The sequence below is a fragment of the Arthrobacter sp. BC5 genome, from assembly GCF_056680255.1.
Window position 1 is genome coordinate 181,394 of record NZ_JBWXPX010000002.1, and the last position, 23,717, is coordinate 205,110.

The window sequence follows — 23,717 nt, forward strand, 5'->3', positions numbered from 1 at the left end:
ACCCATGGGGGTATAAGCTTGAGGGAGTAGAAACGACCTTTGGAGAACACCATGCAGCTGGACCCGACCGAACTGACCCCCGTGATCAACCGCATGAAGCGAGCCCAAGGCCAGCTGGCCGCGGTAACCCGGATGCTCGAGGAGGGCAAGGACTGCAAGGACGTCGTCACCCAGCTCGCCGCAGTCTCCAAAGCACTGGACCGGGCCGGATTCGCCATCATCGCCAGCGGCCTGGAGCAGTGCATCGTCCGCGAGGACACCACCCTCGACAAGAAGGAGCTCGAGAAACTGTTCCTCACCCTCGCCTGACCCTGGCTCGATTCAGTCCGGAAAAAACCTGGCCCTGACCTGTTGAGATGGTCCTGCCGCCCGCCATTGCACGACCCACGCGAAGGAGTTTTCCATGACGTACACCCACTCCATTACCGTTCCCCTGTCCTGGGACGAAGCAGTGCAGAGCACGCGGGAAGCACTTGGTGAGCAGGGCTTCGGGATCCTCACCGAAATCGACGTCCGGGCCACCTTCGAAGAAAAGCTCGGGGCAGAAGCCGCGGACGCCGTCGGGGACTACATCATCCTCGGCGCCTGCAACCCGTCCCTTGCGAGCCGGGCCCTGGCCGCAGAACCATCCATGGGCGCTTTGCTGCCCTGCAATGTCGTCGTTCGACGAGGCCCCGACGAGCACGAAACGACTATTGAAGCCATCGATCCGCAGACCATGGTTCAACTCAGCGACAGTCCCGCCGTCCGGGACGTGGCCGACGACGCAGACACCCGTCTGCACAAAGCCCTCGCACGCCTCTCCAAGCCACAGGAGCAATCAACCTGAGCACCAGGTAGACCACAGCCACAGCAAGGACCCTCGCCCGAAGGCGGGGGTCCTTTCTGGATTTGAAGCGGCACGCAACCCATGCAGAGTAATAATTCAGCGCTGGGGGAGTAGGGCTTGTCTATAGGAACATCTCCCCCGGCCGCCGCTTCACACGCTGACGCGACCACACCTACCAGCCACGAGCTGCACCTACAGGGTTGGTCCGCCAGGCGACCCCCGGGTTCCGGCTGCGCCACCACGTACAGTGAAATCACTCCACCGAGTAAGGAAGACACACGCATGGGAACCACGGACTACATCGCGCGAACCACCCCGAGCATCACCATGACAACCCCGTTCAGCGAGAGTCTGGCCGTGCACTTTCCGCAGCTGACAGCGCCGACAGTGGAAGAACTGCTCGAGGACCAGATAACGGCCGGGCCCGTTCACTTCTCGCACGTTGACATCGTGTGGACACCCGAAGCCGACAAGGATCTCCTCGCCTAGACACACCAGCGGCTGAGAGAACCTAGCCGGGCACGGAGGGCGGCACGGGCACACCAGCCCTGCCGCCCTTTCCCATACCCCAACGATGCGCCCAGGCGTCCGTGGGTGGCCGGCGGCCGTCGCTGTTCTGGCCTGTAGTGCTTCCCTGCTCTCCGCCAGGGCTCCGAGCAGGGCAATGGTCCTTCGCTTCGCTGCGGCCTGATGAGGTCCGGGCGCTCCTTCGTCGCACCCGACCCTGACGTTTTTTGCTGCTGTCCTTCGGATTATGCGCCCCCGCTCCACAGCGTCAACCGGCTCCGCCGGCTTCGGGCACACCGATCCTGTCCGGCGCTCCTGCGTCGCTTATTTCCTCCCAGGATCGTCGCACCCTCGCACCTACGGCGTTGAGCACTGCTCCGTCGGGGACGAGCGAGCGAGCTCGCCAGCAGGCAAAAAACAACGGGGGGAAGGGCCACCACAGTCCCGCTGGCACACCACAGGCCCGGACCCACACCTACCAAGAAGGAACACAACCATGTCCGTTCTGGAACAGATCAATCCCGCCACCCTGACCATCGACGCGAACGTGCGCGCCGAAGCGCAGCTCGACAAGGCTTTCCTGTCCTCCATCAAGGAGCACGGAGTCATTCAGCCCGTCGTTGCTCACCGCATCGAGGACGGCACCGTGCATGTCCTCTACGGGCAGCGGCGCACCCTCGCCGCCGTGGAGAACAACCTCGACACCATCCCGGTGTACGTGGTCGATTCCCTCACCGAAGCCGACCGGCTCGCCAAGCAGATCGTGGAGAACGACCAGCGCCGCGAGCTGACGGACAACGACCGCGCCGAGGCCTTCCACCAGCTGTCACTGCTCGGTGTATCAGCGACGCAGATCGCCCGTAAGACCGGAGCGAAGAAGGCCACCGTGGACGTGGCCCTGAAAGTGCGCGCCGACGACACCGCGACCGCGTTCCTCGCCGCAGGCATGACGCTGGACATGGCCGCAGTGATCGAAGAATTTTCGGGAGACACCGAAGCAATCGTGAAGCTGGAAACCACCGCGAAGCAGGCCCCGCAGAGTTTCGACCACACCGCCCAGCGCCTCCGCGACGACCGGAAGCGGGAAGCCGCAGTCGCGGCCGCCAAGGCCGAAGCCGAAGCCGCAGGGTTGGCGATCATCGAGGAATCAGCGTTCACGCACTACGACTACAAAGGCCCGATTGCTGACATCACCGACCTTCGCACCGCCACGGGCGAGCGGCTGACGGTGGAGGACGCGAACGCCGCCTACGTCCGGTGGACCTACTCAGGAGTTGCGACGGCCTACGTCAACACCGATTGGAAGGCCGCAGGCTTCACGAAGCCCGGAGCACCCCGCGCCGGGAAGATGACCGAGGAGGAAAAAGCCGAGCGCCGGACCGTGATCGAGAACAACAAGGCATGGGACGCCGTCCTGTTGACTGAACTTCGGGGAGACTGAGGCCCAGCACTCCGGAGAGGTGGTCATCGTGGACGATATGCGGCTCAAGTTGCTCGAGGGTCAGATTGGGTTGCCTGGCATTGGCGCAGTCCAGCGAACCGCAGCAGGTTTGCTGCCGTATGTCGTGGTTGATGAGGCAGGGCTGGAGATCGAGCCGTTTTCGGTGTTCCTGCGTGATCTCGTGTTGACGGATATGAGCCCGTTGACGGTGCGGTCGTATGGAAATGACTTGCTGCGCTGGTGGCGGGTGCTGCAACTGATCGGCGTTCCGTGGGACCGGGCGGGCCGCTTGGAGGTTGAGGTCCTGGTGGGTTGGATGCGTTCGGCTGTTAATCCCCAGCGGCGGGGGAGCGCGGACCGGTTGATGAATCCGCGGACGGGAAAGCGGTCACTGGCTGCGGGGTATGCGCCGGCGACGATCAATCATGCGCTGGCTGTTCTTGCTTCCTTCTATGTCTTCCACGCTCGTTTTAGCCGGGGGCCCGTGATGAACCCGGTGCCGGAGAGCCCTGGCCGTCGAGCCCGGCTTGCGCATCGCAGCCCGATGGAAGAGATCCCGGGCGTGCGTCGTGCGCCGTTGAGGCAGAAGGCGGCCGTGCTGGCGCCGAGGTCAATGACGGATGATCTTGTTGATGAGCTGATGGGCGCGTTACGGACGAGCCGCGATAAGGCACTCGTGAGCTTGTATTTGTCATCGGGTGCCCGGGCGAGCGAACTTCTCGGGGTCCGGGGTGATCAGGTGGACTGGGCAGGACAGCGGGTCTGGGTCGTGTCCAAGGGGTCCAGGGCGTTGGAGCCGGTTCCAGCGTCTCCAGAATCCTTGCAGCATTTAGCGGCGTACTTCCATGAGCACGGCACTCCGAGACCAGACGAACTGATTTGGCGGGCTCTGCACGGGAAGACGCGACCGTTGAACTATCACGCGGCTCGGCGGGTCCTTCAGCGCGCGAATACCGTGCTGGGCACGGACTGGTCTCTGCATGATCTGCGGCATACAACGATCAATCGGATGGTGTCGGACCCGAATCTGACCGTGCCCGAGGTGATGGCGGTGACCCGACATCGGAGGGTGTCATCGATGGCGCCGTACCTGCGACCACGCATTGATGAGGTGTTCGAGAAGGTGCAGGAGCACTTTGCCGCTCCGCGACCGGAACCCACACTGACACCGGGATATGACGCGGATGACTTCACGGTCGTGTTCGGTGGTTAGGCCCCTTAGGCGCCCCGAGCAGCGGCGTATCGAGCCGGCATCGGCTGTGAGGAGACCGGTCCGCAGCGTCATCATGCCCGCGCCGGCGACCCCACCGAGCGTCCCGCCGCGTCCGCAAGGAGACCTGGACACTGCTTCTCTGGAGACGATCAACGGTTTGGTGGATGCGATTTGGCCGCGATCGCAACCGAGGTGCTCACTTCGGCGCGCGGGTTTGGGTTGGTTGCTGGGCTACCTCGAGGGGCACCCGGGCCGGACGTGGCAAGAACGATGGGTGGCTTCTGGACTCAATGATGGGCACCGCCGCGTCCGGGATCTGACCACGGGCAACCTTCGTCTGGACGGGGAACTGGGGCATTCACTGATGCTGCTGTGTTGCTTGCGCGTGATCCGGCCGTCCCTCGCAGCTTTCCGGATTAGCAGCTTCGTCCGCTACCACGAACAGTTTGAACATGCGCAGAATGATCCGGAGCTGGAGCGGTTTCTGGCATTGCTCGACCGGAGCGAAACCTCAGGGCATTTCAAGAGGTGCGCCCGCTTCGATGTTGCCGCCGCGTTGACGACCCAGGGCATCGCGTTCGCCGATCTGAGCGCGGAAGCGTTGCTGCACTACGCGATAGCCACACGCGACGGAGGTTGGGGCGCCGGCTACGAGGCCTATGTCGGCCACCTCGCCTGGCGGGTCCTGGCGGAATCCGGGCATTTCCCTGCGCATGTTCCTGCAACGCTGCGCGGAGCGATGCGGTCCCCGGCGATGACGCCCGCCGAACTCGTCGACCGCCACAACATCGTCGACCGTGACATCAACGCCCTGTTTGTGGCGTACCTGACCCGGCGCAGCCACGACATCGACTACTCGTCGTTGCGGGATCTAGCCGCGGACCTTTGCGGGAAGTTCTGGACCGGACTCCTGAAAATCAATCCAGCCCAGGCGGATCTCGCCCTCACGCCGGAAGATTACGAGAGTTGGCGGGCACTCCTAGAGGTTCGCCTCGACGGACGACCGCGCCTGAGCACAGACGCGATCCTGACGAACGTTCGCGCGTTCTACCTCGACATTCAAGGCTGGGCAGCTCAGGAACCAGAACGATGGGCCAGGTGGGTTGCGCCCAGCCCCGTCGGCAGCAGGGAGATTAGGTCACAGGCGAAAGCGAAACGCAGAGCTAAAGAACGTATGGATGGCCGCATACGCCTGCTTCAACCAGTCCTTCCTGCCTTCGTCGCCGCCGTCACCGCCCGCCGGGACCACCTGCATGAACTCTTGGAAGCCGCGACTATTGCCGAACCGGACCAGGAACTCACCGTCGGAGCAAAGCACTACAGGCGGTTGTGGACCGTCGGTGATGCCCGGCACGCCGAGATTCATGGGCGGCCCAACATCCGGGTGCTCGATGAGTTGACCGGGCGGGCGGTCAATGTCACGTTCACCGAGGATGCTTCGTTCTGGCAGTGGGCTGCCGTGGAAACATTGCGGCATACCGGACTGCGGTGCGAGGAACTCCTGGAGTTGTCGCAATTGAGCATCCGCCAGTACGCCCGGCCCAACGGGGAAGTTGTGGCCCTGCTCGTGGTCGCCCCGTCAAAGACCGACCGTGAGCGTGTGATCCCGATGACCCCCGAACTGTTCCATGTGATCGCGACGATCATCCGCCGACTCACCCGAAACCGCCGCAGCGTGCCGCTAGCAACGCGCTATGACAAGCACGAACGAATCACCAGCGAACCGCAACCGTTCCTGTTCCAACGCACCATCGGGCAGCGCACCGAAGTCATCAGCCCTGAAACACTGCGCGCAGAACTGAATAAGCTCAGTGATGCCCTCGCGGTCGAACACCCGTCACTGGCTGGCTGCAGGTTCACCCCGCACGACTTCCGCCGCCTGTTTGCCACCGACCTCGTCAACCACGGCCTACCCATCCACATCGGAGCAGCCCTCCTCGGACACCTCGACGTGCAGACCACCCACGGCTACGTCACCGTCTTTCAGGAAGACGTCATCCGCCACTACCAGACCCACCTCGCCGGACGCCGAACCGCCCGAGCTACCCGAGCAGCCCAGGAATACCGACCCCCGACCGCGGAAGAATGGACCGAATTCGAAGAACACTTCGACAAACGCAAAGTCGAGCTCGGCAACTGCGGGCGCCCCTACGCCACCCCCTGCGAACATGAACATGCCTGCATCCGCTGCCCCCTGCTACAGGTCGACCCTAAGATGATCAGCCGCCTCGACGAAATCAACGAAGACCTCATCACCCGGCGCGAACTCGCCCAAACCAAGGGCTGGCTCGGCGAACTCGAAGGCATCGACCTCACCCTCCAGTTCCTACAAGGCAAGCGGCAAGATGCACAACGGATGGCCCGATTCGGCGCAACCGACCTAGGCATCCCAGTCGTGCGTACTCCGGGAGATTGATTGGTTCATCCCCTGCTGAGCTCCGAATAGGCCCGGTTTTCACGCTAACCACCTGCTTCAAGACCACGCGTGGGCGCCGAACAATTGCCGGTGATCGCTCTATCGTTTAGGTATGCGCCACCTTCTTCGACTCGACGACTGGACCACGACCGAACTGCGAGATGTCTTCCGCCTGGCCGATGAATACAGTGCCGGAAACGGCCCTCGTTTCAACGGATGCGCAGCGCTCTTCTTCCCTCCATCGAGCCTCCGGACTAGGGTGTCATTCGAACGAGGCGCCACGCTCATGGGGCTACAGCCGATCACCATTCCGCCTGAGACACTCGATAAGCCTGAAGCACTCGAAGATGTTGCGGGCTACTTGGCGTCGTGGGTCGATGTGCTCGTTGTTAGGCACCAGAACATCAGCATCCTCGAAGGGCTAGCCGCATCTAATGCCCTTCCAGTCGTCAATGCCATGACGGCAGATAACCATCCCTGCGAAGTCCTCTCTGATCTCTACGCGATTTCTCGCACCCGCGATCTCGACCAGCTCCGTTTCCTTTTCGTGGGCGCCGATGGAAATATCGCGAGAGCGTGGTCTGAGGGGGCCAAAGCATTCGGGTTGAATCTAGTTCAATGCTGCCCAGCAGCGCTGGCGACACCAGGTACTCGGTGGACCGATGACCTCGATGCGGCGGTTGCCTCAGCCGACGTCATTATCACGGATGCTCCCGGCACTCACACGGACGAGCTGGCACCGTTCATCATCACAGCCTCGTTGCTGAAACAGGCCCCGGAGAGCGTACAACTTGCGCCGTGCCCGCCCTTTCAACGTGGACGGGAAGTGTCAGCCGAAGCAATCGACAGCCCCGCCTTCGTAGGACACAACTTCAAAGCATCGCTACTACCCGTGCAACAAGCGGTTCTCGCTCTGGCTCTCGGGAGGGGCTGACCGCATCAGCACGCTGGAAACAAAGTTCGAAAGAGTTCAGGGAACCGCACAACTCTTACCGGGCCCGGCCGATCTGAGGCACTTGCAAAGTGCAGAGAAGCTACGGTGGTCCGCATCGAGTTCGTGAAGGGACTACTCAAAGGCAAGACCGCGCCGAAGAACGCACTCCGGTTCATCGTGCAGGCCATGGCTTCCCACTCCTACACCGTGGGAAAAGGACTGAACGAGGAGAGCGATTTCGCCGCAGAACTGCTTACCGGGAAGGCTGGCACCGGGAGCGGGTTCGGTGCGAACCGGGAACTGGTGAAGATCGCCAGCCGTCCGAACGCTCGACACGAGGTCAACGCCCTCGCCATGATCTTCGCCGGTTTTGAGAAGCGCATGACCCGCCAGTCATGGCGCGGTTTCGACCCCGACGCGAAGCACTACCTTATGGCACTTGCGGCGTGGGGATACAACCTCAGTGATGTGGAACGGCTCATCACCCACCCCGCACCAGCCCCGAAGCTAGCACCGGCACCCGCAGCAGAATCCGCGCCGGAGACGCAGGCTCCAGAGGACGTTGCTGAGGACGGGGCAGATACCGAGGTTGCCGAAACCGCCGACGAAGCGGAGGAGGCCGAAGCCTTCGAGGACATTCGCAACATGGAAGAGGAAATGATCGCGGAAGAGTTGGCCGCGGCCGAGTAGCACCGGACACCGGTGGTGCAGGGAGCTAGACGGCCCTGCACCACCGGCCTCGGCCACGGGAAGGATCGGGCGGTCAGCTCACCACAGGTGGGCGGGGCGGTTCGCCGCCACTGTAGGAACCTCGAGCTGTGGTCACCGGCGACGAACCGCCGTCCTCGCACTCAACCTCGACACGGCTCCGGTGCCGCGCACCAGGCACGCGCACCTTGGCCGCGCTGCACACCGACACGATCCGACTTACCTCGCGGCCGACAACGCCGCCGGCTTGCGAGCCGTCATCCTCCACGCCACACCGAAGTTTGACCCGACAGCGAAACCGAAAATCCACGCGACCGGCACCGACCGGATGACCTCGGAGTTGCCCGCGAGTAAGAACAGCACGGCCAGTGTTCCGGCCAGAACCAGCAGTGCTACCCACGCATGACGCGAGCCGAAGCGGAAAAGCCAGATCCCCAAACCCGCAGCAGCAACGAGAGCTGCGAAAGGCTGCCACGTCACAGCGGCTGTACCGAAGACGATGAGGGCAAGAGTCAAACAAGCGATGGCACTACCAAGGACCAGAAATCCCAGCCCGGATTCATGCCGTCGGAGCCTCACCCGCTACGCGGCCTTTGTCTCGGCGGCAACCTGCTCCGCGACGTCGTCCGCTGTTGCCGCCAGCGCCGGCTCGGTACGCCCTTCCCCGGAGGGCGAGCTGGTGCCGACCCCATCCAGAGCCCGCTTCATCTCGGCAGTGCTGAGTCCAAGCCGGGCGGCGACCGCTGCTCGGCTCTCGCCGGTGTCGAGCATCTGCTGCACCTTCGCGCCAGCCTCCTTCGCGGCCGCCTCGGCGTCCTGCTCGGCTTTCGCCAGGATCGCGTCCGCACGCTCCTGCGCCTCGGCGCGAATCTGCTCGGCCTGCTGCTCCTGCTCGAAGAACTCCGCCGCCAGGTCAATCAACCGCTCGTGCCGCTCGGTCAGTTCCTGAGCTTTCGCCCTCGCCTTCTCCCGTGCCGCTACCTGCTGCGCTGACTTCCTCGGTGCTGCCATGATGACTCGTCCCCTTCACTCATCCTGCGTTCAAAACGTGTACCTGATCCCGCTCCAGCCGCGACTTGCGGTCCGACGCATTTTCCCTGTCAAACCTAACGGGTAGCGCCCGACCACTACGGGTCGACCCCTACCGAAAACCAGCCAATCCCGGACACCGTTCGTCCTCGAGGCCGGCACTCACAACTACTCATGCGGACCTCGCTGACGCTCGGACTGGATCTAACGGACGTTGACCACACGTGGACAGCTCCGAGATAACCCAACGTCTCTATGCTGCCCACCTGGTGGATAACGTCCGTCCGCGGTTCCACACAATCGAACGAACTGTGGATAACGGTAAATCGTGTTACCCACAGCCCATTCTCATGTGCACAACCGCATCACGTTCGCGATGGACCAATCGTAGTGGCCTCCACGTGGTTCCATCGCGTTTCCTCCTCCGTCGTCACCTCACGATTTCACCCCGTTCCAACCACCACAATCCGTCACACCTCATGCACTCATGTAAGTGAGGTCGACAATCGCGGCCCAGCCCGCGAGAATAGGGCTGTGATGACCGTCCATAAGCTCAGTGCTGGGGACGGTTACGCCTACTACACCTCCGAAGTCGCCAGCGGTGATGAGCTGCGCGCAGGCGGCCGCGAGCTGGGGGACTACTACACCGTCGACGGCATGCCTCCGGGGCAGTGGGTCGGACACTCCAAGGAGCTTTTGGAGGTTGAGGGCGAAGTCACCGAGGCGCAGATGAAAGCTCTCTTTGGCGAAGGAATCAAGCCCAACGCAGCTCAGATACTCGCTGATGGAGGCACACAGGCTGACGTTGCTTTGGGTCGGAAATATCTTCAGTTCGGCGCTGCCAATACAGACATGACCCGCCGCATCGACGAGGAAGTCGCCCGCTTCCGGCGCACCAGTGGACCCGCGTGGAGCGGCCCCGAGAATGCCGACAAGGTGCTTCCCACAGAGGCCATGCACGAGATCCGGTTCCGTGTAGGTGGTGAGCTATTCCGGGAGTCGCACGGCCGGAACGCCCGCAGCAACGAAGAGCTGGCTCGCTACGTTACGGCGCAGACAGCGCCCAAGCAGCAGACAGTGGCTGGGTATGACTTGGTGTTCTCTCCCGCCAAATCGGTATCCCTGCTGTGGGCGCTCGGCGGAGACGAAGCCCGCAAAGCCGTCGAGGCTGCCCACAACGAAGCTATCGCCGAGACGATCACCTTCCTCGAGAAGAACGCCGTCTACACCCGCCGTGGACCGCAGGGCGTGCGGCAGATCGACGTGAAGCACGGACTGGCCGCTACCCAGTTCCGGCACTACGACTCCCGCGCCGGGGACCCGCAACTGCACGACCACGTGGTCATCGCCAACAAGGTCCAGGGAGCCGACGGGAAGTGGTCTTCCCTCGACGGGCGGACCCTCTACAAGATGAACGTCGCCGCGTCCGAGACGTACAACGCGAAGGTGATTGAGAAGGTCTGCGCGGCCCTCGGCGTCAGCACTGTAGCCCGGACAACCGGTGGCGGAGAGCCCGTGTACGAGGTCGCCGGCATTGACCTGGACGCTATTCACCGAGCGTCCTCGAGGCGCACGAACATCGCCGGGGCGATCAACCGGTTGGAGTCCGAGTTCAGCGACAAGCACGGGTACGCGCCCAGCGATAAGCAGAAGATCGCCCTGGCGCAGCAGGCCACGCTGGAGACCCGGCCGGAGAAGAAGAGTGCCCGCCGGCTCTCCGATCTGGTCGAGGAATGGCAGAAGGACTACAGCACCGGACTGGACGGAGGGATGGGCATGCCGGTCGGACCGGCACTCCTCGAGCACGTCCGCAGCGCCGGCATCTCAGCAACTACTGGCACGCCCGCCGGCCCCAGTATCGCGGAGCTGAACGTGCACGAGCACGCCCGCGAGATCGTGCACGAGTTGTCAGGCAAGCGCGCTTCATGGGGTCGGAACCACGTCATCGCCCAGACCCGCCGCCACCTCAAAGACGCTTTCCCCGGGCAAGTGATCGCCGATGAGACCGTAGAGAAGGTCACCCGGTCCGTCACCGGCACGCACAGTCTCCAGGTCACGCCCGATGCCATCACCCCGCGTCTGCGCGAGTTCCTGCGGGCCGATGGATCGAGCCAGTTCCAGCAGGCCGATACTGCCCTGTTCACCTCCCACGAGGTACTGAATGCCGAGCACAGGATCCTCGCAGCTGGACAGAAGATCGTCATCCCGGCCGTGTCCATGGAACGCTTCGACGTCGTTCTGGCGAAGCACACCGAAGCGGCAGCGAAGGCGGGCAAGCCAGCCCTGTCCCCAGGGCAAATCGACCTCGCGCGCGCGTTCGCCACTGACGAGAAGCTGCTTAACCTCGGCATCGGACCGGCAGGAACAGGTAAGACCACGAGCCTTTCCCTGGCCGCCGACGCCGTCCGGGACACCGGCGGCCGGGTCATCGGGCTCGCCCCCACCGCCGCCGCGGCCGCCGTCATGAGCGCAGACCTCGGAGCAGAAGCGACGACCATCGACGCGTTCCTGGCCACCCACCGCAACCAGCAAGCCGGTACGAGCGCCAGCGCAGGAGCCTTCGCCCTTGGGTCTGGGGACGTGATCATCGTCGACGAGGCCGGCATGGTCACCACCCCGAAGCTCGCCGACGTCGTCGCCGTTGCCGCCCGTCATGGTGCCGTCGTCAGGGCCATCGGAGATGACCGCCAGCTCGGAGCTATCGGCTCCGGCGGGGCGCTGCGCCTGCTCAACAACGAGGTCGGAGCCGTCCGCCTCGAGGAAGTCCACCGCTTCCGCATGGAAGGCGAGGCGGAGGCGTCCCTGGCGTTGCGCGAGCCGCCCGCAGCCGGCGTGGACACCCCGTTCCACTGGTACCTCGAGAACAAGCGCATCACCGCCGGCACCACCGAAGCCATGACGCAGGACGCCCTTGGCGCGTGGATGGCCGACACTCAGGCCGGCAAGACTTCGCTGCTGGTCGCCACCGACAACGCGACCGTCACCGACCTCAACGCACGCGCCCAGGCAGCCCGCATCGCCACCGGCGACCTCACCGATGGCGCCGGCCCGATCACTGAGGCAACCCCCTCCGTCGTCCTGCGCGATGGACTGCGCGCCTATGCCGGCGACACTGTCGTCACCCGTAAGAACGACCGCACCCTGCAGGTCAATCAGGGCAAGGACTTCGTCAAGAACAACGACGTCTGGACCGTCGAAAAGGTCACCGCCGACCCCGCCACCGACGCAGCTCCCGACGCAGCTGCAGGTGAGGAGAGGCAGCGCATCACGCTCCGGCACGCAGGCCACCGTGGACGGATCACCGTCGACGCCGAGTACCTCCATGAGCACGGACAGCTCGGCTACGCTGCGACCGTGCACCGCGCCCAGGGCGCGACCGTGGACACCGCGCACGCGATTCTGGACGAGCGGACCGACCGCGCCGGCGCCTACGTCGCCGCCACCCGAGGACGCGAGACGAACCGTCTTTACGTCGCCCTCGGCGACGACAACGACCAGGCCGTGACCCGCGACAGTGTCCTGTCAACGATCACCGCGAACTACGACCGAACCCTGTCCGCGCATGAAGCAGTAAGGACCGAAGCCGTCCGATCCGGTGACGTCGCCACCCTCGCCGGCGTTTACACCGAGGTCGAAAACGCCGCATGGGAGGCCAAGACTAGGACCATCGCAGCCGACGTTCTGGGGCCGCGGACCGCCGTGCAGTTCACCTCGCACGAGGCATGGGGAGCGGTGGCAACCCACCTGCGCGCGGCCGAAGCCCAGGGACTTGACCCTGCAGCACTCCTCGCCCAGGCCTCCGGCGTCAGCCGTGACAGCAGCGGGCGCGGACAACACGCCGACACCGGGCACCTTCGCGGGTTCGACGGAGCGCAGGACCCGGCAGCCGTCCTCGCCTACCGGCTCGAGCAGCGCATCGACGCCGCCCGCAGCCTCCTCGCCAACGCCGACAAGCGTCCCCTCGGCGCCGTGTCCGATGAGCATTTGGCCCGCCTCGCCGACCAGGCCACGAAGCACGCAGCAGGAACGGAGCTGCCCCGCCGCGCACCCGGTGAGATGCCGATGGACACGCAGTGGGCGGCACGCCCGTTCGCGCTCATGCGGACCGACAAGCTCATCGACGCTCGCACCGATGCCCGGCAGAGGGTGCAGGCAATTGACCCGACCCAGCCCGTCGACGCCACAACCCGGAAGGCACAGTGGACTGTGCAGGCGATGACGGTCGAGTTGGAACGCCGCCAGGACCTTTCCCCGACGCAGGCCGCGATCGAGCGCACCGCACGCGGGGAGGATCCCCGCACCGCCCACCAGGTCACCATTGGCGAGACCATCCGGTACGAGCAGCAACTCCGCGCCCTCGCACTGCCACAGGCAAGCAATACAAGCAATACAAGCAATGCTGGTAATGCAAGGAAGACAAGTAATGCAAGCATTCCGAGGGTCGCCGCCGAGGCGGTCAGTGAGGACCTCGCACCGTCCGTGCTCCTGCGCGATCAGCTGGTGCCTGCCTCCTACCGGAACGAGCTTGACCGTCTCCGAGCGCACCTCGGGCAGAGGGTCATGGTCCGTGGCGCGCAGCTCGCGGAAGAGAAGCCAGCGTGGACCAACGCGCTCGGGCCCGTGCCCGGTAGGCAAGCGAAGGCAGCCGAGTGGTACAGCATCGCGGCCGAGACCGAGGCATACCGGAACCGGTACAACATCGGCGCCCACGAAACAGTGTTGATCCCCAAGCAGTACCGGGATGATCCCACCGCGCAGCGCCTCATCGAGCGCGCCACAGCCCTGCACAAGCACAACGAACTCACGACCGTCGCACCGAGGACGGCCACGCAGATCCAGCAGGGAGCGGACGAGGCAGCGATCGTGGACCGCATGGCGACCGAGCAGGCAGCCGCCCGCCGGGTCGTCGACCGGATGCGTGAAGAACGCGGCGCCGCCAGCGACCCGCTGCCGGCACCGCAGCAGCGCGAGGCACGCATTGTGAATGCCGTGCAGGCCGAGCCGGTACCGCAGCAGGGTGACGATATGTCAGCTGCCGTCGCCCGTGTGCTCGCTAGACACCGCGCACAAGCGGCAGCGGCTGCAGGCGAACCGGCGACGGATGCGAAGAACCAGGGCCAAAAGGAGACAAGTGTGGGTGAGAAAAACAGCACTACTGCTCGTCGTACCAATTCTGGTGGAGGATTCAGCCAGCGGCAGGCCGAGCTTATCGAAAGTCGGAAGGCTACTGCCGCCGAGCGTCAGGCGCGCGAAGCGGCATCGTCAAAGAAGGACACAGCAGCAGCAAGCCGTCGAGCGGACCAGGCGACAAAGGACAACGGCCGCTCCCTGTAAACGCGTTGCCACCTCATGAGCCGAATAAGTGGCCAGCATGTTTAAGCGCATCCGTTGCGATCCCGGATCAAGCACGGGAGCGCTGTCTTCACACTGTTGGGAGCCCCAACGCTTGCGGCCTTTCATTCCACTCCTCAATCCGCGAGCTGAGCATTGTGCTGAGTTCTTGCGCCGTTGAGGAGTGAAGGTAGTGCCGGACCCCGTGGATGGTTACCTCGATACACTCATCTTGGTCGTCGTCCGTCAGGGTTACTCCTACATGGCCATGAGGCCAGTTCTGCGGCACATCTGGTTCGTGCGTTTCGGTGATCGGTTCGCGGATCACTTTCACCTCTTGACGTGCAGCCTTCAACCGACTTGCTTTCCCCATCAGACCCATCCTTGTCCTAGATGCATCAAGTATCTACGCCATGGCACGATACGCGGTCTTACAAGTTGCTGGTTCGAGCCTCGGGGGACTGCATCCGAAGGGCACGAGACCGAGGAGAAGGACGTTTTTGTCGGGGCGCCTTCGTAAGCTTCGCGGAGGCACTCATTCAACCGTATGGGCAGGCGGTCGCGATCGTTCCCCGTGGTTCAACAGTCAGATCTTGACCTCTTTCTTTCCCTTAGCAAGACGCAACAGTTTGAGGATCTCAGAGAACTTCGCACCCGTGTCGCGCACCTTGGTGGCGGTAGCCTCGCGGCGTTCACGGCCCTTTACCTCAGCATCGTATTGGTGGTGCTGCCAATGCTTCTGGGGAGCATCATCGACGGCAGCGGCCCATATGGTGTGGCCGCCCCGTATATTACCGTCGCCGCCACCCTGCTCCTCGGCATGTGGATCGCGTACTCGTTCATGCTTGAGCAACGAGACTTGGCACGCGCGTCAGCCCGCTTGGCGTTCTACGACGATGCCCTGCGACGTCAGCAAGAGGTTTCGAACGTAACGGTCCGCTAGACCACTTGCTGGACTTGGTCGTATCCGCTGCTTAGCTCGTCCTATGTATGTTCGCGCAGCTGCTTGCACAGGGTGGGAGACAGGGGGGTGCTTGAAGTGACGGTAATACTGCCTGGGTCGATACGGTCCTCAAAGGCGGCGAGCACGTAACCGTTTCCGGTTGCCGATGGAGCTAGTACACCACCGAATTCAAGGAACCATGCGGCGTGGCCCACGCTCTGGCAGGCATCCCAATCGTCGCCGGCGATATCGTCAATGGTCAGGCCCACCTGCTCCAGCGTTTCAGGTGCCCTGAGATCCAGGACGGGCAGGCGGGTGACTGCGAGGGAGTGAAACACCTTTGGGGCGGCCAAGAATGTCTCTGATGTCATCCCCTGTGACGTTGCTGCCCTGTCAAGCTCACCAATGCAGGCGCTTTCTGGAAGTGCGAGGTAGGTAGTGGCGTAGATGCCCCTGGGATTCCACCGACCTCCGAAGAGTCTGGCTCCCGCTCCCGATAGCGGATCGCGGCGGGCGGCGGTATAGCGATATGTCTGTCCGGAGAATGGCGTCGCTCCGATGCGGTCGACCTGTGCGACGACCTCATCGTTGGCGGGTGAACTCACAGAACGACGCCTTCAGCCAAGGCTTCGATGAGGTCAAGTACGTCACGAAACTGGCCGGCGTGGATACGGTCAGCGGGGCTGTCGTGTCCGAGCATGCGATTCGGTGAAAGCATCCAGAGGTTGGCCTGTTCTCGGGGAATGACTTCGGTAACGGCCTGTGCCACGTAGGCCAATTCGAGCAGCCGCTGTTTGTTGAGGCGCTGAGGTACGACGACACCTTGAGTCCATCGCGAGATGGTGCGAGCAGAGGCATCAACTATTTGCCCAACTTCGTCCTGGGTTAGTCCGAGGTTATCGATGATGTCGTTGACTTTGATGGCGAGGGCGTTGTTTCCGGCGGTGGCGGTCATTGCGTGTCTTCCGTTGTGTCTTGCTTATGTCACCTAGTATGTCACGTATACTGGCACGAAACGAGAGGCGGCGGGCATGGGTATCGAGTTCCGGTTGGGGTACAACAACCACTTGAAGGTTGAGGATTTCCTGACACGAGACGCAGGAGCGATCGGTGCAATCGCTCTCCATGTGTCCGGGGCCGGGCACCAGAACGCTGTTGCTGAAGCTGCTCGCGAAGCAGGGATTCCGGTCACCTTCGATCCAAGGACTGAGCGACTCGCCAGCCCGGGGTACGCGTTGGAAAAGATCCCGGGTTTCACCGGAACTCCCTACAATCTTTCTGCTCTCGCTGCTGACCCGGATGCCCGTGCCAAGCTGGTGTCCGCAGTCCTCGAAGCACATCCCGCAGCCGCCACTCTGGTTACGCCACCAAGCTTCTTCGTAGCGTCGCCCGAGACCGCTTTGCTCAACCTCGGGTTGGCCGAGTTGACCCGATCGGAAACCGATCTCCCAACTCGCCCAATCATGACCTTCGGGCCGCGGTGTTCCACCGGCCTTATACGCGACGTCGCCGAAGAGTATGCACGAGCCGGCTTCACCTCTGTAGATGTGCGCTTCTCCCCGCTGGGCGGCGAGAAGGAGAGCATCCGTAAGATCCGAGCGGTTTTCAAGAACCTCGACGTATTCAAGGGATACGGCCTGGAGGTGACCCTAGGCCAGTCGGGCAATATTGGCCAGGCGGCAGTTGCCCTTGGTCACGCAGACCACTACTCCGTGGGAGTTGGTCAGCTGGAGTCGGTGAACTATGCGCGCACCATCAATCAGCAGTCGAAGCCGCCAGAGTTTGATGAAAACGGCAAGAAAAAGGCTCGCCCATCCCAGGAGGGTGTGTACCTTCCGGGACTGGCTCTCACCGTCAGTCGAGCGACTGGCGCTGCGCTGCTTGGGCACACTGATATCCGAACGCGCATCGGCTGCCGTATAGGGGCGTGTGCCAGCTCCATCAAAGGACCGCTGGATGACAACAGGGGTCACTATCTCCACGCGCGAGCAGCAGAAATGCAACAGCTCATGGCACAACCTGCTGCGTGGCGTATGAAGTCAGAGACAGATCGGTTGGCCCGAGCCCTCGAACTGCGCAAGCTGATCAATCGGAAGTACCTCGGCAAGAAGGAGCCGCAACTTCATACCCGTACCCTCGAAAGCATCCTCGCGCAGATCGGTGAGGAGCAGGCTGCTGCCGTCGCCTGATTCGCCCCTGAGCCAGGCCTCTCGTGGGTAGAGGATTTGGTGCAACTGAGAAGCGTCCAATGAGTCATGCGTCAACATAGGTTTACATGAGGCTCGTTATCGGTTTCCCTTCAAATACGTGAAGCAAGTTCAAATGCTCTGGCTAAAAAGAAAATCTGAAGGGCTATGCCTCAGTTCCGTTGAGCACGTGGCTAAGTTCCTTGGCGTGACGTGATGAAACGAGCCAGTACGGTGTGCGGTCTTCTTTGTCCGACAGTTCGATTCGGACAACGCCGTCGATCCATCCGCGGATGCAGAGAAAAGCCAGGCCGTGCAGGTGCGTGCCCCGTTGCGCCGTAGCGTTCGCGCCAGCGAAACTTTGAGCCCTACCCACATATTGACGCTCGATGCGAGCTCGTCCTACATGTAGTTCGGTGGGTGTGACGCGGATCGTGGGTGTTGAGGTGAGCAGCGCGAAGATGAGGCCGACCAAGGTCAGTACCGATGCGGCGACGCCGATCAGCATATCGATGGGCGCGAAAACGATGGCAGGAACAAAAGCTAGGCCTACTGTGATAACCCAAATCCAGAAGCTCGGGTAGAGACGCTCCCCGTATAGGACTTCGCCCTCCTGCCCTGCAAATTTCGTGTGTTGTGGGGTGAGGCCGGGCATTTCGTGTGGCTGGTACATGAGCGTGGTCCGGTCTATTTGGTGGATGGCGGTGTGCGGTGCCTTGGAGGGTTTCCAGTGAGGTTGTTTGGTGAGGATGATTCCGACGATAAACAGGAGTGCGGCGGCGGGGTAACCAGTCACTACGTCCCAGAGAGCGGACATGTGGGGTTGGCGTTGTGGCGTACTGGCGAGGAGATGCCCGACGCCGGTCAGAAGCCCGAGTGTCATCAGGATCGGCCCGACGAATCGTCGCGTTCTCGTGGCGATGAATTTTTTGGCGGTCATATGTGCTGCGGTGTGTCAGGTGATGGCACGGACTTTTTGTGCTCGTTGTTGCTCGGGGTGACACCCCAGTGGGACGACAGTGCTTGCTCGAGTCTGACGGCCTCGTTTCGCAGGCCCGAGTCTTCTCCTCGCGCGAGGAGTCCGTACTCAAGGGTGGTGCCTCCCTCTGGTGTTGCACGGGCTTTGATCCATACGCGCCGACGCGCGGTGATGAGCGAGAGGATGAGTCCGGTCAGGGCGAGGGTGGAGAAGATCAGGGCGCCGATTTTGCCTGGGTCATAGGTGATGTCGAGGGCGACGAAGCGTTTCAGACTGTCGAACGTGATGGACCCTCGTCCGTTGGGCAGCTCGTAGGTTTGCCCGGGCTCGAGCACGATGCCACCCGCGTCCTGGTCCCGTCCGTTGAGTTGAGTCAGGTTCGTGGTGTCCAGTTGGTACACGGACCGCGGTGTTCCATCGTCCAAGCCGAGATCCCCATAGTAGGAGTTGAGGTTCAGTCGGGGGTTGAACGGGTCCGGGTCGGAACCAAAGGCGAGACCTTCGCTGTTTACGACGGCCGTCGGCAGGAAGAAACCGACGAATCCGAGCTGGTCAGGATTAGCATCTGGGGCCTTGATGACGATCGTCGATGTGTAGGCCGAGTCCGTGGGTTGTGACGGCACGGGACCGGAGAAGGCGATGTTCCCTTCCCCGTCGCGAACTTCGACGACGGGAGCGTATCCGTTCCCGACGAGATATACGTTGGTGCCGCCGATGCCGATGGGGGAGTTGACCTTTAGGACCCGGTCCTCGGCGGGCTGGTCAGGGCTTTCCTGCACGGTCATCCGCGCGGTGAAGTCCAGGGGCTGACCGTAGGTGGCTTGTTCGTCCCGGTTGAAGCGGACATCGAAGTCGTCCAGGGTCAGCGCGAAGGGGGTCAGGGTGTCGGGGTTGAAGTTGGTGCCAGGGGAGAAGGAGTCGTAGCCGATGAGGGCGTTGGTAAACCCTTCCCCTTCGACGATGAGTTTCTGTCCTCTGTAGCCGAACATGCCGCCGATGGCGACGGATACCAGTACGCCGATCAGCGCGGTGTGGAATAGCAGGTTCCCTGCTTCCTTCATGAAACCCCGCTCAGCACCCACGGACGGTGTGGCCGTGTCTGCGTCGCGGATGTCAACCCTGTATCGGAGCTTCCGCAGGAGCGCCGCTGCGTCCTTGACCGCCGCGGATGGGTCGGGGGCGGGCGTTCCCGCGTCGCCTTCGTTCAGGACGATGGTTCCGTGTTGGGGGAGTCTCGCGAACCGGCGGGGGGTGCGCGGCGGTGCTGATCGCAGTGCCTTGAGGTGGGCTTTGGTGCGGGGGAGGACGCATCCGACGAGGGACGTGAAGAGAAGGAGGTAGATCGCCGAGAACCACACCGAGGAGAAGACGTCGAACATTTGCAGGCGGTCAAGCCAGGGACCCGTGTCGGGGTTGTCCTTTAGGTACTGGGTGACGACAGCAGGATTGGCTCGGCGTTGCGGGAACAGGGACCCGGGGACGGCGGCCACGGCCAGCAGTAGCAATAGCTGCAGGGCTGTCCTCATGCTGGTGAGCTGCCGCCATACCCAACGGAGCATTTCGCTGGCGCTCAGACTGGATACCGAGATATCGGGTGTCTGCTCTGGCCTCGAATCGAGACCTTGGTCAGGTGCCTGGCCGGGAGCGTCCTCCGGGGTTTGGCTGGGTGTTTGGAGGGGTGTTTGTCCGGGTGCGGGGTCAGCTGGCATCGTCGTTTCCCGCCGTCGTGGACGGGAGGGGCGTCGCAGGGTTGTCTTCAGCCAGTGCGTCTGCGATCAGGGTTTTCAAGGTGCTTTCGTCGGCGATGCCGAGGATGCGGGCGCTGACGCGGCCCTGCCGGTCGAGGACCAGTGTTGTGGGCACGGCCTGCGGCGGCACATAGCTGGTGAGGCTCAGGAGCAGCTTCCCGTCGCGGTCCCCGAAGCTGGGATAGGTGATGCCGAAGTTCCGTTCGAACGCCTCAGCCGTGGGCTTTTCGTCGCGGACGTTGATGCCGTAGAACCTGACGCCCTCGGGTGCGAAGGAGGAGCTCAATGTCTGCAGCATGGGCGCTTCGACTCGGCAGGGGGCGCAGGCGGCGTACCAGACGTTCAGGACGACGACGTCGCCGACCCATTGGCTGGAATCGACGGTCGTTCCGTCGTAAAGCTCGCCCTTGACGTCCACTGGTTCGCTTCGGGTGTCGGGAGCGTATTCGGCGACCGACCCGTCACCGGCGATGTAGTTTTTGTTGTCGCCGGCGTTGGCCTGCTCGGCAAGGGAGTTGTTCTGCGCCGAGCATCCGGTGATGAGCAGTGTCACCGTCGCTAGCAAAGCTACGAATGTCCACGCGCGGGAGCGGGGGCGCGAACTACCGGGCGCCATCGGATCCTGTCGGGGCGTACAGGGCGCGGGCGGAGTTCCTGGTGCGTGGGGTGGGTTTTGGTTGGTGCGGGTGGGGGCACTCATGGGGCGATCTCTTCTCGATCGTGGTGTGCGCGGGGAAGGGGGTGCGTTCAGGGGAAGCATCAGACGGGGGTGAGGAAGGTTCCTGCGAGGTTTTGGAGCTGGTAGATCCACAGCATCCAGACGCCGGTGACCATGAGGACTCCGACCAGGACGAGCAGGGCTCCGCCGATGAGGTTGAAGACACGGATATGACGGCGAACGAAGGAAAGGGCGGTGGTGACCCACTGCACTCCGAGCGCGACGAGGATGAACGGGATGCCCAGGCCGAGGCAGTAGACGAACCCGAGGAGCGCTCCACGCCACGCTGTGCCGGTGGTGGTGCTCAGTGCCAGGACGGCGCTGAGGGTGGGACCCATGCAGGGCGTCCAGCCCAGACCGAAGACCACACCGAGCAGGGGTGCGCCGGCGACGCCGGTGCGGGGCCGCCAGGACATTTTCGCGGTTCGCTGCAGGAACGGAAGCCGGCCGACCAGTGCCAGTCCCATGACGATGACGAACACGCCGAGGACCCGGATCAGGGGGTCTTGCCAGCGTAGAAGCCAGGAACCGATGACACCGAACGCGGCACCGTAGAGGGTGAATACGAGGGCGAAGCCGAGGATGAACAGGGCGACGCCGGTCAGCAGTCTGCGCCGGTTGTCCGGGCGGCCGGGTTCTGCCAGTCCGGAAACGTAGCCCAGATAGCCGGGGATGAGCGGCAGGATGCAGGGGGAGAGGAAGGACACGAGCCCTGCGATCATCGCCAGGGGTATTGCGGCCAGCAGCGCCCCGGATTGAACGCTGTCTGCGAAGTATTCACCAATAGTCATTAGTGACCTACCGGCCGGGCTGTGGTGGTCGCTGGGTAGTGATGGGTTTGAGGGTGATGCGGGGAAGTCATGGGTGGAGTCCTTGGAACGCGGCGGCACGCAGCAAGAGAGCGTGAAGGCGCCGCGCGGAGAGTAGGCAGGGCTCGTCCGGCAGTTGTTGAACCTGGCGAAGGAGTGAGGCGGTCTCGGGGAAGGCGCTGGATCCTAGATGCGGCTGATCGACAGTTGCAGCAGGGAAACGCCGCTTGAGCGCAGGGGGGCCGCAACCGACGGTCGTAACTCGTGCGTCCTGTTAGCCCCGGGCAGGAAGACCATGGCGCGCAGACAATAAAAGCCAATGAGGCCGGCAACGACCAGCACCATCGAGCACAATGCAGTCGCCATTAGATGCCCATCAGGACAGGCGGCAGCACACACATCTCCCAGGAGGACGTCCTGACCGAAGTCTGGTCCGATAAGGGGGGACGGGGTCTGGTGAAGGACATCGGCAGATATCAGGGCGGCGGGGGAGGCGGCTACCTGCTGCGTGATGGTCGTCATCGAAGTGGGCTGTCCGGGTGCACTGCTGCTGTTGGAGAACGCAGGCCCGGCCCATACGTGCAGGATGGTGATGCCCAGCAGGAGCACGAGCACCCGCAGGTGCCACCGTGCGGGCGAGGGAACGGCAGAGGGATTCAAGAGCATCATCTGATGCATGACTCTCCCAACGCTCCTGCTGCATCGTTTGTTTTCAACGGTCTGACCTTGCCTCATTCTACCGGCGGACAGGGACGGACCTGATCCAGCAGGCTTGCCTTGAGTACTGCGGCTAGGGCCGCGGCCGATCTCATTAAAACCGGACGGCTACATCTGGTGATGAAATCGGCCTTCCTTGCCGATTCAGCCATTCATGTATAGTACAGCGCATGCTGACCAATGAACGATACCTCGATGTGATGAACAGGCTAGGACGGGCGATGGCCGATCCGACCCGGTCCCGTCTCCTCATGACACTGCTCGACCATCCCGCCTATCCGGCGGACCTTGCCCGTGAGTTGGAGCTCACCCGGTCAAATGTCTCCAATCATCTTGCGTGCCTTCGGGATTGCGGAATCGTCATTGCTCGCTCCGAAGGTCGGCAGACGCGCTACCAGATCGCTGATCCACACCTGGCTAAAGTCCTGACGTCCCTGGTTGAAGTGAGCCTCGCGGTCAATGAGGGAGCACCGTGCATGGATGCTGAATGTTCCCTGCCGGGTTGCCAGGATTCGGTGGTCACCGCGTGATTCTGTCTTCAGTTTTTCCAGCCATCGGGCTGTTCTTTCTTACCAACATCGATGACATCATCGTCCTCGCCCTGTTCTTCGCCCGCGGAACGGGACAACGAGGCACCACCGCCCGCATCATCGGTGGGCAGTACCTCGGTTTCATCGGGATCCTCGGCGCTGCGGTACTCGTCTCCCTCGGCGCAGGTGCCTTCCTCCCCGAGGAGGCCATTCCGTACTTCGGTCTCATACCCCTGCTGTTGGGTCTTCGGGTTGCATGGCAGGTATGGCGCAACCGAGACGACGACGATGACGACGACGAGGCGAAAGTCGCCGGTAAAAAGGTTAGTGTCCTGACTGTCGCTGCCGTGACCTTCGCCAACGGTGGCGACAATATCGGGGTCTATGTCCCGGTATTCCTGAATGTCGGGCCGACCGCCGTCGTCGCCTACTGCGCGGTCTTCCTCGCCCTCGTGATCGTCCTTGTGTGGCTCGCTAAGTTCGTGGCTACACGACGCCCCATCGCGGAAGCTCTCGAACGCTGGGAGCACATCCTGTTCCCCGTCGTCCTCATCGCTCTTGGCCTGTTCATCCTCATCAGTGGTGGAGCGTTCGGCCTGTGACGACATGCACCTACCTCCGTCCAAGCGGCGCCGAGGTTCCCCCCAGATTGTCAACACCGCGCCAAGCGGCAACAACG

22 protein-coding genes are annotated in these 23,717 nt (G+C 63.0%); 13 read left to right on the forward strand and 9 right to left on the reverse strand.

Translation table 11 applies throughout. The annotated features are described in order from the left end of the window. Positions 1–51: 51 nt before the first annotated feature. The 8 genes from AC1MFI_RS18455 to AC1MFI_RS18490 all read left to right on the forward strand — a co-directional run bounded on the left by AC1MFI_RS18455 (position 52) and on the right by AC1MFI_RS18490 (position 8,030). A complete protein-coding gene (locus AC1MFI_RS18455; protein ID WP_104119236.1) occupies positions 52–309 on the forward strand; it encodes a metal-sensitive transcriptional regulator in 258 nt (85 codons plus the stop codon). A gap of 94 nt (positions 310–403) precedes the next feature. Further along, entirely contained in the window at positions 404–829 is a 426-nt protein-coding gene (locus tag AC1MFI_RS18460) for a DUF302 domain-containing protein (RefSeq protein ID WP_479821175.1), read from the forward strand. Positions 830–1,111: 282 nt separating this feature from the next. After that, positions 1,112–1,318 (forward strand): hypothetical protein, encoded by a 207-nt coding sequence (locus AC1MFI_RS18465; RefSeq protein WP_479821176.1) that lies wholly within the window; start codon positions 1,112–1,114, stop codon positions 1,316–1,318. 514 nt (positions 1,319–1,832) lie between these two features. Further along, positions 1,833–2,777 (forward strand): ParB/RepB/Spo0J family partition protein, encoded by a 945-nt coding sequence (locus tag AC1MFI_RS18470; protein ID WP_479821178.1) that lies wholly within the window; start codon positions 1,833–1,835, stop codon positions 2,775–2,777. 37 nt (positions 2,778–2,814) lie between these two features. After that, complete coding sequence (locus AC1MFI_RS18475; protein WP_479820892.1) at positions 2,815–3,990, forward strand: tyrosine-type recombinase/integrase; 1,176 nt, start codon at positions 2,815–2,817, stop codon at positions 3,988–3,990. A gap of 274 nt (positions 3,991–4,264) precedes the next feature. Beyond that, positions 4,265–6,406 carry a tyrosine-type recombinase/integrase gene (locus AC1MFI_RS18480; RefSeq protein WP_479821179.1) on the forward strand — a complete coding sequence of 714 codons (2,142 nt, stop codon included), beginning with the start codon at positions 4,265–4,267 and terminating at the stop codon, positions 6,404–6,406. A gap of 112 nt (positions 6,407–6,518) precedes the next feature. Continuing rightward, positions 6,519–7,340 (forward strand): ornithine carbamoyltransferase, encoded by an 822-nt coding sequence (locus AC1MFI_RS18485; RefSeq protein WP_479817673.1) that lies wholly within the window; start codon positions 6,519–6,521, stop codon positions 7,338–7,340. Positions 7,341–7,445: 105 nt separating this feature from the next. Continuing rightward, positions 7,446–8,030, forward strand: a complete 585-nt coding sequence (locus AC1MFI_RS18490) for a hypothetical protein (protein WP_479821180.1) — start codon at positions 7,446–7,448, stop codon at positions 8,028–8,030. 600 nt (positions 8,031–8,630) lie between these two features. Here AC1MFI_RS18490 and AC1MFI_RS18495 read toward each other — a convergent pair. Continuing rightward, positions 8,631–9,059, reverse strand: a complete 429-nt coding sequence (locus tag AC1MFI_RS18495) for a hypothetical protein (RefSeq protein WP_479821182.1) — start codon at positions 9,057–9,059, stop codon at positions 8,631–8,633. Between the two features lie 555 nt (positions 9,060–9,614). Between AC1MFI_RS18495 and mobF the strand changes: the two genes are divergently transcribed. Beyond that, positions 9,615–14,411, forward strand: coding sequence for a MobF family relaxase (gene mobF, locus AC1MFI_RS18500; RefSeq protein ID WP_479821289.1), 4,797 nt, complete (start codon positions 9,615–9,617; stop codon positions 14,409–14,411). Between the two features lie 88 nt (positions 14,412–14,499). On the opposite strand, the gene AC1MFI_RS18505 is transcribed toward mobF, so the two are convergent. Then, the gene (locus tag AC1MFI_RS18505) at positions 14,500–14,781 is read right to left on the reverse strand and encodes a hypothetical protein (RefSeq protein ID WP_479821184.1); all 282 of its coding nucleotides are present in this window, start codon (positions 14,779–14,781) and stop codon (positions 14,500–14,502) included. 201 nt (positions 14,782–14,982) lie between these two features. Between AC1MFI_RS18505 and AC1MFI_RS18510 the strand changes: the two genes are divergently transcribed. Beyond that, positions 14,983–15,351, forward strand: a complete 369-nt coding sequence (locus tag AC1MFI_RS18510) for a hypothetical protein (protein WP_479821185.1) — start codon at positions 14,983–14,985, stop codon at positions 15,349–15,351. A 41-nt stretch (positions 15,352–15,392) separates the two neighbouring features. Here the strand turns inward: AC1MFI_RS18510 and AC1MFI_RS18515 are convergent, their stop codons facing one another. Next, positions 15,393–15,956 carry an RES family NAD+ phosphorylase gene (locus AC1MFI_RS18515; RefSeq protein WP_479821186.1) on the reverse strand — a complete coding sequence of 188 codons (564 nt, stop codon included), beginning with the start codon at positions 15,954–15,956 and terminating at the stop codon, positions 15,393–15,395. Then, positions 15,953–16,306 carry an antitoxin Xre/MbcA/ParS toxin-binding domain-containing protein gene (locus AC1MFI_RS18520; RefSeq protein WP_400485132.1) on the reverse strand — a complete coding sequence of 118 codons (354 nt, stop codon included), beginning with the start codon at positions 16,304–16,306 and terminating at the stop codon, positions 15,953–15,955. Before AC1MFI_RS18520 ends, AC1MFI_RS18515 begins: the two co-directional genes overlap by 4 nt. 76 nt (positions 16,307–16,382) lie before the next feature. On the opposite strand from AC1MFI_RS18520, the gene AC1MFI_RS18525 reads away from it, so the two are divergent. Continuing rightward, positions 16,383–17,540, forward strand: a complete 1,158-nt coding sequence (locus AC1MFI_RS18525) for a hypothetical protein (protein WP_479821189.1) — start codon at positions 16,383–16,385, stop codon at positions 17,538–17,540. Between the two features lie 163 nt (positions 17,541–17,703). Here the strand turns inward: AC1MFI_RS18525 and AC1MFI_RS18530 are convergent, their stop codons facing one another. The 5 genes from AC1MFI_RS18530 to AC1MFI_RS18550 form a co-directional block, all read right to left on the reverse strand. Further along, positions 17,704–18,477: a DUF3093 domain-containing protein gene (locus AC1MFI_RS18530; protein ID WP_479821190.1), complete on the reverse strand. Its 774-nt coding sequence runs from the start codon at positions 18,475–18,477 to the stop codon at positions 17,704–17,706. Beyond that, entirely contained in the window at positions 18,474–20,042 is a 1,569-nt protein-coding gene (gene resB, locus AC1MFI_RS18535) for a cytochrome c biogenesis protein ResB (protein ID WP_479821191.1), read from the reverse strand. Before resB ends, AC1MFI_RS18530 begins: the two co-directional genes overlap by 4 nt. A 172-nt stretch (positions 20,043–20,214) precedes the next feature. Next, the gene (locus AC1MFI_RS18540) at positions 20,215–20,880 is read right to left on the reverse strand and encodes a TlpA family protein disulfide reductase (RefSeq protein WP_479821290.1); all 666 of its coding nucleotides are present in this window, start codon (positions 20,878–20,880) and stop codon (positions 20,215–20,217) included. Positions 20,881–21,023: 143 nt separating this feature from the next. Continuing rightward, positions 21,024–21,773, reverse strand: a complete 750-nt coding sequence (locus tag AC1MFI_RS18545; RefSeq protein WP_479821192.1) for a cytochrome c biogenesis CcdA family protein — start codon at positions 21,771–21,773, stop codon at positions 21,024–21,026. 204 nt (positions 21,774–21,977) lie between these two features. Beyond that, positions 21,978–22,469, reverse strand: coding sequence for a hypothetical protein (locus tag AC1MFI_RS18550; protein ID WP_479821194.1), 492 nt, complete (start codon positions 22,467–22,469; stop codon positions 21,978–21,980). 209 nt (positions 22,470–22,678) lie between these two features. On the opposite strand from AC1MFI_RS18550, the gene cmtR reads away from it, so the two are divergent. Both cmtR and AC1MFI_RS18560 read left to right on the forward strand, forming a co-directional pair. Beyond that, positions 22,679–23,038: a Cd(II)/Pb(II)-sensing metalloregulatory transcriptional regulator CmtR gene (gene cmtR / locus AC1MFI_RS18555; RefSeq protein ID WP_479821195.1), complete on the forward strand. Its 360-nt coding sequence runs from the start codon at positions 22,679–22,681 to the stop codon at positions 23,036–23,038. Then, positions 23,035–23,640 carry a cadmium resistance transporter gene (locus AC1MFI_RS18560; RefSeq protein WP_479821196.1) on the forward strand — a complete coding sequence of 202 codons (606 nt, stop codon included), beginning with the start codon at positions 23,035–23,037 and terminating at the stop codon, positions 23,638–23,640. The genes cmtR and AC1MFI_RS18560 overlap by 4 nt, the downstream gene beginning before the upstream one ends. Positions 23,641–23,717 lie beyond the last annotated feature (77 nt).